This window comes from Streptomyces panacea (genome assembly GCF_040560175.1).
GTDB classification, from domain to species: domain Bacteria; phylum Actinomycetota; class Actinomycetes; order Streptomycetales; family Streptomycetaceae; genus Streptomyces; species Streptomyces panacea.
Map to the genome: position 1 here is coordinate 1 of NZ_JARJHW010000091.1, position 13,637 is coordinate 13,637.

General features: G+C 71.8%; 13 protein-coding genes. 6 read left to right on the top strand and 7 right to left on the bottom strand.

What is annotated here, in order from left to right:
* Positions 1-54: 54 nt before the first annotated feature.
* Entirely contained in the window at positions 55-552 is a 498-nt protein-coding gene (locus P3L51_RS21300) for a hypothetical protein (RefSeq protein WP_354606867.1), read from the top strand.
* 33 nt (positions 553-585) lie between these two features.
* Here P3L51_RS21300 and P3L51_RS21305 read toward each other — a convergent pair whose 3' ends face one another.
* Positions 586-1,605, bottom strand: coding sequence for a zinc-binding dehydrogenase (locus P3L51_RS21305; protein WP_354606868.1), 1,020 nt, complete (start codon positions 1,603-1,605; stop codon positions 586-588).
* A gap of 184 nt (positions 1,606-1,789) precedes the next feature.
* Positions 1,790-2,956, bottom strand: coding sequence for an NAD(P)-binding protein (locus tag P3L51_RS21310; RefSeq protein ID WP_354606869.1), 1,167 nt, complete (start codon positions 2,954-2,956; stop codon positions 1,790-1,792).
* Positions 2,957-3,100: 144 nt separating this feature from the next.
* On the opposite strand from P3L51_RS21310, the gene P3L51_RS21315 reads away from it, so the two are divergent.
* Positions 3,101-3,805 carry a pentapeptide repeat-containing protein gene (locus P3L51_RS21315; RefSeq protein WP_354606870.1) on the top strand — a complete coding sequence of 235 codons (705 nt, stop codon included), beginning with the start codon at positions 3,101-3,103 and terminating at the stop codon, positions 3,803-3,805.
* 292 nt (positions 3,806-4,097) lie between these two features.
* Here the strand turns inward: P3L51_RS21315 and P3L51_RS21320 are convergent, their stop codons facing one another.
* Positions 4,098-4,595 (bottom strand): hypothetical protein, encoded by a 498-nt coding sequence (locus P3L51_RS21320; protein WP_354606871.1) that lies wholly within the window; start codon positions 4,593-4,595, stop codon positions 4,098-4,100.
* 80 nt (positions 4,596-4,675) lie between these two features.
* On the opposite strand from P3L51_RS21320, the gene P3L51_RS21325 reads away from it, so the two are divergent.
* Positions 4,676-6,187, top strand: a complete 1,512-nt coding sequence (locus P3L51_RS21325) for a M1 family metallopeptidase (RefSeq protein ID WP_435594491.1) — start codon at positions 4,676-4,678, stop codon at positions 6,185-6,187.
* Positions 6,188-6,310: 123 nt separating this feature from the next.
* On the opposite strand, the gene P3L51_RS21330 is transcribed toward P3L51_RS21325, so the two are convergent.
* Positions 6,311-6,886 (bottom strand): TerD family protein, encoded by a 576-nt coding sequence (locus tag P3L51_RS21330; protein ID WP_354606872.1) that lies wholly within the window; start codon positions 6,884-6,886, stop codon positions 6,311-6,313.
* A gap of 147 nt (positions 6,887-7,033) precedes the next feature.
* On the opposite strand from P3L51_RS21330, the gene arfB reads away from it, so the two are divergent.
* Positions 7,034-7,465 (top strand): alternative ribosome rescue aminoacyl-tRNA hydrolase ArfB, encoded by a 432-nt coding sequence (gene arfB, locus P3L51_RS21335; protein ID WP_354606873.1) that lies wholly within the window; start codon positions 7,034-7,036, stop codon positions 7,463-7,465.
* A 113-nt stretch (positions 7,466-7,578) separates the two neighbouring features.
* Here the strand turns inward: arfB and P3L51_RS21340 are convergent, their stop codons facing one another.
* The gene (locus P3L51_RS21340) at positions 7,579-8,160 is read right to left on the bottom strand and encodes a flavin reductase family protein (RefSeq protein WP_354606874.1); all 582 of its coding nucleotides are present in this window, start codon (positions 8,158-8,160) and stop codon (positions 7,579-7,581) included.
* A 390-nt stretch (positions 8,161-8,550) separates the two neighbouring features.
* On the opposite strand from P3L51_RS21340, the gene cdgB reads away from it, so the two are divergent.
* Positions 8,551-10,416: a diguanylate cyclase CdgB gene (gene cdgB, locus P3L51_RS21345; RefSeq protein WP_354606875.1), complete on the top strand. Its 1,866-nt coding sequence runs from the start codon at positions 8,551-8,553 to the stop codon at positions 10,414-10,416.
* 194 nt (positions 10,417-10,610) lie between these two features.
* Entirely contained in the window at positions 10,611-11,627 is a 1,017-nt protein-coding gene (locus tag P3L51_RS21350) for a carbohydrate-binding protein (RefSeq protein ID WP_354606876.1), read from the top strand.
* 60 nt (positions 11,628-11,687) lie between these two features.
* Here the strand turns inward: P3L51_RS21350 and P3L51_RS21355 are convergent, their stop codons facing one another.
* Both P3L51_RS21355 and P3L51_RS21360 read right to left on the bottom strand, forming a co-directional pair.
* Positions 11,688-12,539 (bottom strand): class II fructose-bisphosphate aldolase, encoded by an 852-nt coding sequence (locus tag P3L51_RS21355; protein ID WP_354606877.1) that lies wholly within the window; start codon positions 12,537-12,539, stop codon positions 11,688-11,690.
* A gap of 21 nt (positions 12,540-12,560) precedes the next feature.
* Positions 12,561-13,484: a 1-phosphofructokinase family hexose kinase gene (locus P3L51_RS21360; protein ID WP_354606878.1), complete on the bottom strand. Its 924-nt coding sequence runs from the start codon at positions 13,482-13,484 to the stop codon at positions 12,561-12,563.
* Positions 13,485-13,637: the final 153 nt, after the last annotated feature.

The following is a 13,637-nucleotide window of genomic DNA, read 5'->3' on the forward strand; positions in this document are numbered from 1 at the left end:
TGCCGCTACGGTCGGTGACGAGTGCGGATGACGCCGACTTTCTGGGGGGACCGAGTGTCCGAGACCGTGGCCGAGACGAGCCGACAGCCCGATCCGGTGATGGCCGAGATAGGTCGTGGCATGGAGCTGGGTCAGTGCGGCGAAAGGGACGCCGCCCGGCGGGTGTTCGCCGGTGTCTGGGACCGGCTGGGCGTGGACGGCGACCCGTTCCACATATGCGCGCTGGCCCACTCCATGGCCGATGTCCAGGACGATCCGCGGGAGGAACTGGTCTGGGACCTGCGGGCGTTGGCGGCGGCGGACCTGGTCTCGGACGAGCGGGCGCGGCGCGCGGGGGTGGCGAGCCCCGTGGCCGCGTTCTACCCGTCGCTGCACCTCAACCTGGGCGATGTGTACCGGCGGCTCGGCGAGTCGGAGCTGGCCCGGGAGCAGCTGGCACGCGGGCTCGACGCGGTGGGGACGCTGGGCGACGACGGGTACGGGCAGTTGATCAGGGGCGGGCTCGACCGGTTGGCCGGGCGGCTGGCGGCTCCGGGTCCCTCGTCGGCCTGATCGCGGTCCGATTCCCGTCCGACTCCTGTGTCCTCAGACGCCGGGGCGGTTGAGCGGCGGCTCCAGGACGACCTTGCCCATCGTGCCGCGCGTCTCCATCGCGCGGTGCGCGCGGGCCGCGTCGGCGAGGGGGAAGCGCTGTACGGCGGGGCGGAGGCGGCCCGCCGCCGCCTCGGCCAGGGCGCGGTCCTCCAATACGCGTACGGTGCCGCCCGCCTTCTGGATCATCACGGGACCGAGGACGCCCTCGGAGGTGAAGCCGCGCGCCGCCTGCTCCTCCTCCGGGTAGCTCAGCGGCTCCCCGTCGTGCAGGCCCTCGCCGGACCAGCCGAAGACGATGTGCTTTCCGCCCTTGCCGAGGAGGTCGACGGCGGCGCGGCCGGTGTCGCCGCCGACGGAGTCGAAGACGACGGTGGCGGGGCGGCCCGCGAGGTGGGCGCGGACCGTCTCGGGCCAGTCGGGCAGTGTGTAGTCGACGGCGAGGTCGGCGCCGTTCTCACTGACGCGCGCGACCTTGGCGGGGCCGCCGGCGAGGCCGACGACCGTGGCGCCGAGGTTCTTCGCGTACTGGACGAGGAGGGTGCCGATGCCGCCCGCGGCGGCGGGGACGATCGCGACGTCCGCGGGGCCGAGGGTGGTGAACTGGACGATGCCCATGGTGGTGCGGCCGGTGCCGATCATGGCGACGGCCTCGGCGGCGTCGAGGTTGTCGGGGATCTCGTGGAGCTTGGCGGCATCAGCGACGGCGAGTTCCGCGTAACCGCCGGGGGCCATGCCCAGATGGGTGACGACCTGCTTGCCGAGCCAGCTCGGGTCGGTGCCATCGCCGAGCGCGTCGACCGTGCCCGCGACCTCGCGGCCGGGGATGGTGGGCAGTTCGACGGGCGCGGGATACGGCCCCGTCATGCCCTCGCGCAGGGCGGTGTCGAGGAGGTGGACCCCGGCTGCGGCGACGGCGATCCGGACCTGGCCGGGGCCGGGGACGGGGTCGTCGGTCTGCTCGTGGACGAGATTCTCGGCGGGCCCGAAGGCGTGGAGGCGGATGGCGTGCATGGCTGGCTCCCTCGTGGTGTCCGGGTGCGTGGCGTTCCGGTGCGGCGCGTTCGGCTGCCTCGCGTCGGCCGCCTCGCGCTCCCCTGCGTGGCGTTCGCGTGTGGCGCGCCCGGTGCGACGTGCCCGGAGTCGGGTCCCGGTGGCGGGTACGGAAGCCAGCCTCCGACCTCAAGCGGACTTGAGGTCAAGCGGAGTTCCGGAGCCGTACGGCGTCGATTCGCCGCAGTGCGAGCGAGGCGGCCTCGATGGCGCTGTTGAACGACACCTCGGACAGGACGCCCGGCGCCGCGACCTGGTCACCGACGAGATAGACGCCGTCGCCCCGGTCGATGCGCGGCCGGTCACGCCAGGTGGTGCCGGGCGGGTCGACCGCTCCCGTACGCCCGACGGCGAGCGACTGGCGCCGCCACACCGCCCGTGCACGCCAGTCGGGGAAGCCCAGGTCGAGCAGGGCTTCCGCGCGCGCGACGCCCACGGTCCCGGACTCGCCGGGAGCGACCGGGAACTGGCCCTGGAGCAACTGCTCACCGGCCGGCGCGAGCGTGGGGTCCACGGCGGTGAACCGCTCCAGCCAGCCCGGCGCGTCGAGATCGCAGATGACGAACGGGTCGCCCTTGCGCGTGGTCAGCGCGAGGTCCAGCAGCGCGGTGCGCCCGCTCTCCCACCGCAGGCCGTCGTCACCGAGCAGCGGCCGGGCCGCGGCGAGCGACGTCGCGACGATCACCGGCCCGTCCTCGGGGAGGGTGTCGACACGGGCGACGGTCTCCACCCGTACGCCCAGATTCCAGGCCCGCTCGAGCATTCGCTCGATGACCTGGCTCCAGCCGCCGATCGCGGTGTGGGCCTCCGGCGGGACGGTGGCGGCGCGCCGGAGCCGTTCCTGGACGAAGGCGGCGGAGAGCGAGCCGGGGTCGTGGTGGAAGAGGGCGACGGCGGAGTAACGGGCGGCGGCGACGGCCGCGTCGTGGCCGTGCCGCTCGGTGGCCCAGGTGTGGAAGTCGACGTCCACGGGCGCCCGTTCGGCCCTGCTGCGGCTCGCCTTGAGCAGCCCGAAGGGCGGGGTCTTACGGAGGGCGCCGTCGCGGTGGAAGCGCAGACGGGCGCCCTCGACGGCCGGTACGCGCGCCATCGGGCCCAGAAGATCGCGCTGCCGGAGCCAGGCCCAGTGCGGGCCGCGATGGTAGAAGACGTGCGGACCCTCGTTGGCGCGGTACGGCCCTTCGGAGGTACGGGCCCGCCCGCCGAAGGTGTGGTGGGCCTCGAAGACGGTCACCCTGGCGCCCGACTCGGCCGCCGAGATGGCCGCGGTGAGTCCGGCGAAGCCGCCGCCGACGACGGTGATGTGGTCCATGGCTGTTGCCCCTTCGCTCGTTTCGCTCGTTCACGGTCGCGCTGCGCGGAGGTCTCCGAGTAGTTGACTGAACGGGGGAGCGGTTTGTGACAGGGGGCGCCGGGATTTCGGGGCGTTGTCAGTGGTGTGCGTCACGATGGGGGAATGGTTCGCAGGACAACGACAGGCAAGTCGGGCAGTTCGGGAACGGCCCGTAGGAGTGTGGCGGCGCGGCGGCCGGAGGTGCGGCTGCCACCGCTGGTGCCGTACGAGGGGGAGCTGGAGCCCGACGGGGAGTACGACGGGCAGGAGTTCGGCGGACTTGATCTGGCCGACCAGGAGGGCCCGGGGGCCCGGTTCATCGACTGCGCGCTGCGCGAGTGCGGGCTCGACCGGACGGATCTGGGCCGGGCCCGCTTCATCGACTGCGTCCTTGAGGGCATCCGGGGGGTGGGGACGGATCTCGGCGGCGCGTCGCTGCGCGACGTCGAGGTGGTGGACGCGCGGCTGGGCGGGGTGCAGCTGCACGGCGCGGTGTTCGAGCGGGTGCTGATCCGGGGCGGCAAGATCGACTATCTGAATCTGCGGAAGGCGAAGCTGAAGGACGTGGTGTTCGAGGGCTGCGTCCTCGCCGAACCGGACTTCGGGGGAGCGGAGCTGGATCGCGTCGAGTTCCGTGACTGTGTCCTGAAGGAAGCGGACTTCAGTGGCGTACGGATGAAGGACGTCGATCTGCGGACCGTCGCCGAGCTGGGCATCGCGCGCGGGATCGACCGGCTGGCGGGGGCGGTGATCAGTACGGCGCAACTGCTCGATCTGGCGCCCGCGTTCGCGGCGCAGATCGGCGTACGGGTGGAGGACGCGCCCTAAGGGCTGTCCGGCCGGAACGGGGGAGCCGGAGAAGCGGAAGACCCCGACCGTGGGGGGTGGGTCGGGGCCTTCAATGTGCTCCGGGGGCTCAGCCATGTGGGGGGTGAACCTGGCGTTGGTTCCTGGTGGCGTCCCGGCAGAGGTGCGTCTGCCCGGCTCCCACGCATGTACTCCTGCCAATCCGAAAACAACCGACAGGGACGCGAGGATTCGCTCATCTCATCTCACGTGGGGCGATGTCGGCTCACGTCGTAGCAGGTCGGACGGGTCGCGGCCGGGCGGGGGCGGTTGCTCAGACGCGAGGGAAGCGGGCTTGGATATCCCAGATCATCGGGTTGTCCATCAGGCCCTCGTGCATGTCCCCGAGATCGGCCAGCAGGTCGTGCAGGAAGTCGCGCGACTCGCGGCGCAGCAGCCGGTGGCCGAAGGTGAGCGGTGCCTCGTCGGCCGGCATCCAGTCGGCGGTCACGTCCACCCAGCCGAAGCGCCGCTCGAAGAGCATGCGGTCCGTCGACTCGGTGAAGTCCAGCTCGGCGTACTGCCTGTTGGCCGACCGGCTGCCGCGCGGGTCGCGGTCGACCTGCTCCACGATGTCGCACAGCGCCCAGGCGAAGTCCAGCACCGGCACCCATCCCCAGCCCGTGGACACCTCGCGGTCGGCCTTGGTGTCGGCGAGGTACACGTCGCCGCAGAACAGATCGTGCCGCAGGGCCCGGACGTCGGCGAGGCGGTAGTCGGTCTGCGGGGGATCGGGAAAACGACGGGAGAGGGAGTAGCCGATGTCAAGCACGCGACTGATGGTGTCACGGCGCCGCGCGGACGAGTTTCCGCCCGCCGGGGAGCGGGCCGGGCGCGGCCTACGATCACCGCGTGCACCAGCGCCAGAGACCGCACCGGAACCCCCTTCGCGCCCACCAGCACCGGAGCCCGCCCCGTACCAGGGTGGCCTCCTCCACCGCCGCCCTCCTGATCGTGATCCTCGGCGGCCTGGGTGGACTCGCGGGCCTCACGGGCTGCGCGGGAGGGGACGAGCGGGGTGGTGCCCCCGGCACCCCGGGCGCCGCCGGCCTCGGTGACCCGTACTTCCCGCATCTCGGCAACGGCGGCTACGACGTCACGCACTACGGCCTGACTCTCGACTACGCCCCCGCCACCGGCCGCCTCGACGCCACCGCCGAGATCACCGCCCGCGCCACGCACGCGCTCAGCACGTTCAACCTCGACCTCGCCGGTCTGACCGTCGGCCGGGTGACCGTCGACGGCGCGCGGGCCGGCGTACGGCGCGCGGGTACGGAGCTGACGCTCCGGCCACGCGCGGACATCGGGCGCGGGGCCACCTTCCGTACGGTCGTCCGCTACTCCGGCGTCCCCCGGACCCTGACCGGCGCCGACAGGACGAGGGAGGGCTGGCTCAGATCGGGGGAGCGTTCCGTCGCGCTGGGCCAGCCGACCGGTTCGATGGCCTGGTTCCCCGGCAATCACCATCCGAGCGACAAGGCGGCGTACGACATCCGGATCACCGTCCCGGAGGGCCGACAGGCCATCTCCAACGGTGAGTTGACGAGCGAGCGGACGGCCGGCGGCCGTACCGCCTTCGGCTGGCACTGCGCCGAACCGATGGCCAGCTATCTCGCGACGGTCGCCGTCGGCCCCTACCGGACCGCATACCGGACCAAGACCTCGCGGGGCTCCACGGGCCCCACCGGTTCCACGGGCGGCATCCCCGTCCATACCGCCGTCGATCCGACCGTGGCCGCCGACAGCGCGGGTCTGCTCGCACGGATCCCCGCCGTCATGAAGTGGGGCGAGAAGACCTTCGGGCCGTATCCCTTCTCGTCCACCGGAGTGATCATCGGACGGCCCGGCGACGCCGACTACAACCTGGAGACCCAGAACAGGCCCTTCCTGCCCGGCCCCGGCGGCACCGGGATCCTCGTCCACGAACTGGCCCACCAGTGGTTCGGCAACTCCGTGACCCCCAAGTCCTGGCGGGACATGTGGCTCAGCGAGGGCTTCGCCGAGTACGCGGAGTGGCTCTGGGCCGAGTCCATGGACGGCGTGCCGGCGCGGCGCGCCTTCGACCGGGCGTACGCGGACGACGAGAACTGGGCCTTTCCGCCGGCCGAACCGCCCACCGCCGCCGACATCTCCGCGCGGCCGGTGTACGGGCGCGGCGCCATGGTGCTCCATCAGCTCCGGCTGGCGGTCGGCGACGACGCGTTCTTCGCGCTCGTACGCGGCTGGACGCGGGCGCACCGGCATGGCAACGCGTCCACGGCCGACTTCACCGCCTTCGCGCAGCGGCGTACGGACCGCGATCTGACGGCGCTCTGGGACGCCTGGCTGTACGGCTCCGAGAAGCCGCCGCCACCGGACGCGTGAGCGCGCGCGCCGAGTCCACCGCGCGCCGACCGCACGCCGAGTCCACCGCATACGCCAAAGGCCCCCGGCCGCAGCCGGAGGCCCCTCGCACTCGTTCGGTCAGTGACCCGGAGAGTCAGTGACTCAGAGGTTGACGCCGAAGTCCGTGGCGATGCCCACGAGGCCCGAGGCGTAACCCTGGCCGACCGCGCGGAACTTCCACTCGGCGCCGTTGCGGTACAGCTCGCCGAAGACCATCGCGGTCTCGGTGGCGGCGTCCTCGCTCAGGTCGTAGCGCGCGATCTCGGTGCCACCCGCCTGGTTCACGATGCGGATGTACGCGTTGCGGACCTGGCCGAAGTTCTGGCTGCGGGTCTCCGCGTCGTAGATGGAGACGGGGAAGACGATCTTGTCGACGTCGGCGGGCAGGCCCGCCAGGTTGACGTTGATCGCCTCGTCGTCGCCAGCGCCCTCACCGGTGCGGTTGTCACCGGTGTGGACGATGGTCTGGTCCGGCGTCGACTTGTTGTTGAAGAAGATGAAGTGGCTGTCGGAGACAACCTTTCCACCCGCGTTGACCGCGATCGCCGAGGCGTCGAGGTCGAAGTCCGTGCCGGTGGTGGAGCGGACGTCCCAACCGAGGCCGACCGTGACAGCTGTCAGGCCCGGCGCCTCCTTGGTGAGCGAGACGTTGCCGCCCTTGGACAGGCTTACAGCCATGGGGATGGTCCCTTTCGTTGCTACGAGCTTCGTGTGCGGGCTTCGATCGGCTTCCGAAGCTACCGTCACCCGGCATAACGCAGACAGAGGACTCAGAGGTTCCTTAACGCCTTTGATTTGTCTGTGCGGACACGGGACGATGGACACATGTCCGGGTCCACGCACGTCATTCGCGGCTCCGTCTCCCTTCCGGAGGCCGAGCTCATGTGGCGTTTCTCGCGTTCATCGGGCCCCGGCGGACAGCACGTCAACACCAGCGACTCGCAGGTGGAGCTCCGCTTCGACCTCGGCAGGACGGAGGCGCTGCCTCCGGTGTGGAAGGAGCGGGCGCTGGAGCGGCTCGGGAGCCGGCTGGTGGGCGGTGTCGTGACCGTACGGTCGTCCGAACACCGTTCACAGTGGCGCAACCGCGAGACGGCCCTGGTCCGGATGGCCTCGCTCCTCGCCGAGGCGACGGCTCCGCCGCCGCGACCGCGCCGGGCCACGAAGATCCCACGGGGCATCAACGAGCGCAGGCTGCGGCAGAAGAAGCAGCGCGCGGAGACCAAGCGCGGGCGCAACGGCCGCGACTGGTCGTAGCCCGGCCGAGCTCCGACGGTCCAGCTCCGACGGCCGGCCCGGCCCGACAGCCGGCCCGGGCCGGCCCGGCCGCTGCCGCTCAGGCCCAGCCGCCGCCGCTCAGTTCCGGCCGCTCAGCTCTGCCCCAACTGCCGGTATTTCCCCCGGAAGTACGTCAGCGGCCCCACGTCCCCCGAGCCGCCCGGCACGGCCGCCGTCAGCACCCGCCCCACGACCAGCGTGTGGTCGCCGGTCACGATCCGCTGCTCCGTACGGCACTCCAGCACCGTCAGCGCGCCGTCGATCAACGGCGCCCCGCTCAGCTCGCCGCGCCGGTACGACACGTCCTCGAAGAGCAGCCGGTCGCTGATCCGGCCCTTCATGGAGAAGCGCCCCGCGATCTGCAACTGGTTCTCGGAGAGCATCGACGCCGCCCACAGCGGCTGCTCGTCCAGCAGGTCGTCCATCCGGGATCCGGTGCGCAGGCTCACCACCACCAGAGGTGGGTCCAGGGACACGGACATGAAGGCCGTGGCCGTCATCCCCGCGTCCGCGCCCTTCGGGCCGTCGTCCGGGTCGTGCGCGGTGACCAGCACCACCCCGGCGGCCAGCCGGGAGAGCGCGGCACGGAACTCGTCGTTACTCACTCCCTCAGGATGGGGGACGGCCTCGGGAGGGACGGCCTCGGTACGCGGGGCGGTTGTCTTCTGCAGCACGGCGTCCACGCTAGCTCCGGCGGCGGGGCGTCCGCATCGGGCCACAGGACCAGCCGGGACCTAGGTCCAGCGGGTCCGAAGGGCCGGTGCGGACGCCCCACCGGCCTCGCGGCAGGCCGTACGCCGGAGTGTGCGCTGGCAGTGCGCCCCGTCGCGCGCCCCCTGTCGAACGACTCCGACCTCGATATTTGCGTTCATGAAAGCTGGAGAGCGCTCCCACGCCCCCGCCCAACCCTTCCTCCCCTTATGTGACTTGACTCACAGGGCCGAGGAATTGTTGACCCTGTGTACCGAGTGCACAGCTCGCTGTGATTCAGTGGCCGGGATACCGCACCAAGCGAGCCGATAAGAATTCTGGAGTTGCTGTCGAGGTCTCGGGGAGAGCGAACGATGGAGACCGAGTCGGAGCCGTACGTCCGCCTTGCGACCCTGCGGCAGCTGCACGACGTTGTCGGCGAGCTCAACACCGCGCGCAGCCTGGCCGACACGTTGCAGACAGTTGCCGACGGCATAGTCAAGGGTCTCGGCTACGAGCTGGCCTGCGTCAATCTCGTACAGCCCGACGGTGACCTGGTCGTCGCCGCCTTCTCGGGCAACGCCGCCGCCGAAGCACTGATCACCGGACGCGTCGGCGCGCGCGCCTCCTGGGAACGCCGGCTCAGCATGGGCGAGACCTGGGGTGAGCTGCGGTACATACCCCACACCGAGGGCTGGATCCTGCTGGAGGACGACGTCCCGCAGTGGTACACCGAGGGACCCGATCCGCGCTTCGAGGACGAGTGGCACCCCCAGGACCGCCTCTACGCCCCGATGTACGCCCCTGGGGGCGGACGCGAGCTCCTCGGGGTCATATCCGTCGACCGACCGCGTGGCGGGCGCCGTCCGGGCCCCTGGGGGCGTGAAGCGCTCCAGATGTACGCCTCCCAGGCCGCCATTGCGATAAGCAACGCCCGCCTCAGAGCAAACATGCAGCGCGCACTGGTCCGGCTGGAGCGCGAGCAGCAGGCGCTGCGGGCCAGTGAGGAGTCCTTCCGGCAGGCGTTCGAGTACGCGCCCAGCGGGATGGCCATCGCCGAGATGGGCGGGGACCAGCACGGCAGGCTGCTGCGGACGAACGACGCGCTGTGCCGGCTGCTCGGCCGGTCCGCCTCCGTGATCCGCCGCTACTCCTTCTCCGACCTCGTCCACCCCGAGGACATCGGCACGCTGTTGCGCACCTCGGCCGAGGGCGGTCGCGCCGAACTGCGGCTGGCGCGGCGGGACAACAGCTATGTATGGGTGTCGCTGCGCAACTCCGTCGTCGCCGACACCACCGACGGGCCCCGCTTCCTCCTCACCCATGTCGAGGACATCGAGGAGCGCAAGCGCAACGAGCTCCAGCTCGCGCACCGCGCCTCGCACGACTCCCTGACCGGCCTGCCCAACAGCGCCGAGTTGCGCTCCCGCCTCAGCGCCCGCCTCTGCGAGCGCCCCAACGCGATCTCGGTGCGGGAGACGGCCGTACAGGCCGTGGACAAGGCGTTCGGCGGATACGAGGGCGAGTACGGCGGCGGCGCGGGCAACGGCGGCGCCGGGAACGGCACCTACGACGAAGGCGGTTACGGCGGCGTCGTCCCGTACGGCCAGGGGCCGCCCGGCTACAACGGGACCAGTGGCGCCGCGTACGCGCCCGTGCCCAGCTCCCCCGGCTACGAGCCGTACGAGCCCTATGAGCCTTACGAGCCGCCCTACGAGCCGTACGGGGACCCAGCCGGCGAGCGCGCCTTCCACGGAGACGGCTTCGACGCGTCCTCCGCCGTCGCGCCCCTCGACCACCACGTGCACACCGTCGCGCCGGGCGCCGACCCCGACGACGGGAGCAAGGGCCTCGCCGTCCTCTTCTGCGACCTCGACGGTTTCAAGTCGATCAATGACCGTTTCGGCCATAACACCGGTGACGCCGTCCTCATCGAAGTCGCCCGCAGGCTCAACACCGGTGTGCGCGACGGCGACACCGTCGCCCGCCTCGGTGGCGACGAATTCGTCGTCCTGGCCGACGGCCTCGGTGCTACGGACGCCGCTGACCTGGCGGTTCGACTGCGGAACGCGATCATCCCGCCCATCAGGGTGGACGGCAGGGCGGTCCGCGTGGGTGCCAGCTTCGGAATCGGCTGGGCCAGTTGCGGAATGACGGTCGAGGAAGTGCTCAAATCCGCGGACCAGCGGATGTACATCGAGAAGCGTTCGCGGAAAACGGTCCAGCGCCGGGCGGGATAACGTCGTCGCTGTACCGGGGTCGCCGGGCCCGCCGTGTCCCATCTCTCTGTACGGCGGATCCCCGATGTCCACGGATGTTCATCGGCGGATGGGGCATCCGCCCACTCCAGTCAAGGCCCGTCCGTATGCTTGCCCAATCGAGGTAGGCTCGGCCGGTCGGCGACGCTGGCGAGATGGTAAGGAGTGACCCAGGGATGACGGCCGGGAACAACGGCGCGAGTACGCCCGAGGACGACGATCCGTTCGGCTATCTGTACGAGGACGGACAGACGGCCGCGAACGGTGCGCAGGCCCGGCGCGGCGGCTACGGCTACCCCGGTCCAGCTTCCCAGCCCGGTGTGCCGAGAACGTCGTACAACCAGGTCAGGACCGTCGGCGAGCGCCAGTACGGCCAGGTCCCGCAGCAGCAGCCCTACGGGCAGCAGCCTCAGTACGGAGGCCAGCAGCAGTACGGCCAGCAGGCGCCGCACGGCCAGGCCCCCTACGGTCAGTCCCCCGACGCGCGCTACGCGGCCCCCGAGACCGGCGGTGCCACCACCCGCACGGTTCCCGCCCAGCGGGGCGGCGGTGGCGGGCGCGGCAACGGCGGCGGACCCAACACGAAGGGCCTGCTGATCGGAGCTGTCGCCGTCGTGGCGGTCGTCGTGATCGGAATCACGGCCGCGCTGCTCAACAATGGTGACGACACCAAGAACGCGGACGGCGGCCCCACGGACGGTCCGACCACGGGCGAGTCGGCGGCCCCGAGCGAGGACACCGGCAAGGACCCCGGCGGTGACAAGCCGGTCGAGCTTCCGAAGCAGGACGCGGCGACGCTCCAGCTCGGGGCGCCCGCGGTGCTGGCGAAGGACATCAAGGGTGCCAAGGGCGCGGACGGCGCGTACGTGATGTTCAACGGGCCCGGCGGGTCCGCGAGTTGGACGGTCGACCTGCCGGAAGCCGGTGATTACACGCTGTTCATCACCTACGGCGTACCGGGCAAGGACGCCAAGACGTCGCTCACGATCAACGGCGAGACGCCGCGATCGGTGAACATGGCGAATTTCGCCAAGGCGAAAGAGGGTGACTGGGAGAAGGGCTGGACCACCACCTTCGCCTACGTCAACCTCAGCAAGGGCAGCAACACGATGAAGCTCTCGTGCGAGGCGGGCGATCAGTGCGAGGCCATTCTCGACCAGGTGTCGCTGGAGAAGGGCAGGGCGAAGGGCTGACCGCCCTTCACACTCCTTTCGCCGCCTTTCCCGCCTTCCCTCGCCTACCCGAGCGGTCCCTCAGCCGCTGATCACCTTCAGGAACGCCGCCACCGTCCCGGTCATCGCCTCGCGAGCCGGGACGAGGTATTTCCGGGGGTCGACCGTCTCCGGGTCGGCCGCCAGGTAGGCGCGGGCGGCGCCGGTGAACGCCGTGTTCAGGGCCGTACCGACATTGATCTTGACCATGCCCGCCGCGACGGCCTGCCGGATCTCCGCGTCCGGGACGCCGGAGGAGCCGTGCAGCACCAGCGGTACGGGGACGGCCCGGCGCAGCGCGCCGATCAGTTCGTGGTCCAGGGCGGCGGTGCGGTCGGTCATCGCGTGCGAGGAGCCGACGGCGACGGCCAGCGCGTCGACGCCGGTGGCGCCTACGTAGGAGATCGCCTCGGCCGGGTCCGTACGGACACCGGGGGCGTGGGCGCCGAGGGGCGGTTCGCCGTCCTTGCCGCCGACCTTGCCGAGTTCGGCCTCGATCCAGATGCCGCGCGCGTGGCCCCAGGCGACGGCGTCGGCGGTGGCGGCGACGTTCGCGTCGTAGGCCAGTCTCGACGCGTCGAACATCACCGAGCTGAAGCCCTCCCCGTCGGCGGCGCGCAGCAGGTCGGGCGATTCGACGTGGTCGAGGTGGAGCGCGAGCGGAGCGCCGGACGCGCGGGCCACGGCGGCGGTGGCGGCGGCGACGGCCGTGAGCCGGCCGCCGTGGAACTTCACGGCGTTCTCGGAGATCTGGAGGATCGCGGGGCGGCCCGCCTGTTCGGCGCCGGCGGCGATGGCTTCGGCGTGCTCCAGGGTGATGACGTTGAAGGCGGCGATGCCGTGTCCCGCGGCCGTCGCGGCTGAGACGAGTTCACCGGTGCTGACGAGTGGCATGTGACCCCTGTTCCGACTGCTTCAACTGTCTGACTGTTCCGTCACGGTGACCTGTGGCAGCAGCTCCGCGTACGCCTGCCGGTCGAACTCGCCCGCCGCGGGCGCCAGGACCGTCGCCGTGGCCAGCGCGACCGCCCTCGCGAGCCTCTCGGGCCACGGCAGCCGCTCCACGAGCCCCGACAGCAGCCCGGCCACCGCCGAGTCGCCCGCGCCCGTCGGATTGCCCCGTACGGCCCTCGGCGGGGCGGCCCGCCACGACCCGTCCGGGGTCGCGGCGAGCATCCCGGCGGCGCCGAGCGAGGCGACCACCGCGCGCGCACCGCGCCCGCGCGCGTCCCGGGTCGCGCGCAGCGGCTCGCGGGTGCCGGTGAGCTGCGTGAGTTCGTCGGCGTTGGGCTTCACGAGATCGGGCCGGGCGGCGATGCCCCGGCGCAGCGGTTCGCCGCTGGTGTCGAGCAGGACGGGCCGGCCCGCGGCCCGCGCGAGGCGTACGAGCTCCGCGTACGCGCCCACGTGGATGCCGGGCGGCAGGCTGCCGCACAGCGCCACGGCGTCCGCGCGCGCGGCGAGCCCTTCGTAGGAGGCGAGGAACGCGGCCCACTCGGCGGCCGTGACGATCGGGCCGGGCTCGTTCAGCTGCGTCGTGTCGCCGCTCGCCTCGTCCACGACGGCGATGGTGCGGCGGGTGGTGCCCGCGACGGCCACGAGCGCGTCCACCGGCCTCTCGGCGGCGAGCAGTTCGCGCAGCGCGTCCCCGGTCCGCCCGCCGGCGAACCCGGTCACCACCGTCTCGTGCCCGAGCGCAGCCAGCACCCGGGCGACGTTGACTCCCTTGCCGCCGGGCCGTTCGGTGACCTCGGCGACGCGGTTGGTGGCATGCGGGATCAGGGTGGGGGTGCGGTAGGTGATGTCGAGGGCGGTGTTGAGAGTGACGGTGAGAATCATGCGCCGTGCCGCCTCCCTCGGGGCCGTCTGACGGGGGAGCGGGCCCACGCGGCCCGCTCCGTACCGGCCCTGATCATGCCAAACGTGGAGCGGGCGGCCCAGGGAGCGGCCCCCGGCCGTCCTCCGGCCGCCCGGCGCCGAGCGCGTCACCAC

Bases quoted from the DNA above. Each gene is read 5' to 3' on its own strand.
- P3L51_RS21305 (WP_354606868.1), bottom strand. From the start codon at position 1,605: ATGCACGCCATCCGCCTCCACGCCTTCGGGCCCGCCGAGAATCTCGTC.
- P3L51_RS21315 (WP_354606870.1), top strand. From the start codon at position 3,101: ATGGTTCGCAGGACAACGACAGGCAAGTCGGGCAGTTCGGGAACGGCC.
- P3L51_RS21350 (WP_354606876.1), top strand. From the start codon at position 10,611: ATGACGGCCGGGAACAACGGCGCGAGTACGCCCGAGGACGACGATCCG.
- arfB (WP_354606873.1), top strand. From the start codon at position 7,034: ATGTCCGGGTCCACGCACGTCATTCGCGGCTCCGTCTCCCTTCCGGAG.
- P3L51_RS21360 (WP_354606878.1), bottom strand. From the start codon at position 13,484: ATGATTCTCACCGTCACTCTCAACACCGCCCTCGACATCACCTACCGC.
- P3L51_RS21330 (WP_354606872.1), bottom strand. From the start codon at position 6,886: ATGGCTGTAAGCCTGTCCAAGGGCGGCAACGTCTCGCTCACCAAGGAG.
- cdgB (WP_354606875.1), top strand. From the start codon at position 8,551: ATGGAGACCGAGTCGGAGCCGTACGTCCGCCTTGCGACCCTGCGGCAG.
- P3L51_RS21310 (WP_354606869.1), bottom strand. From the start codon at position 2,956: ATGGACCACATCACCGTCGTCGGCGGCGGCTTCGCCGGACTCACCGCG.
- P3L51_RS21355 (WP_354606877.1), bottom strand. From the start codon at position 12,539: ATGCCACTCGTCAGCACCGGTGAACTCGTCTCAGCCGCGACGGCCGCG.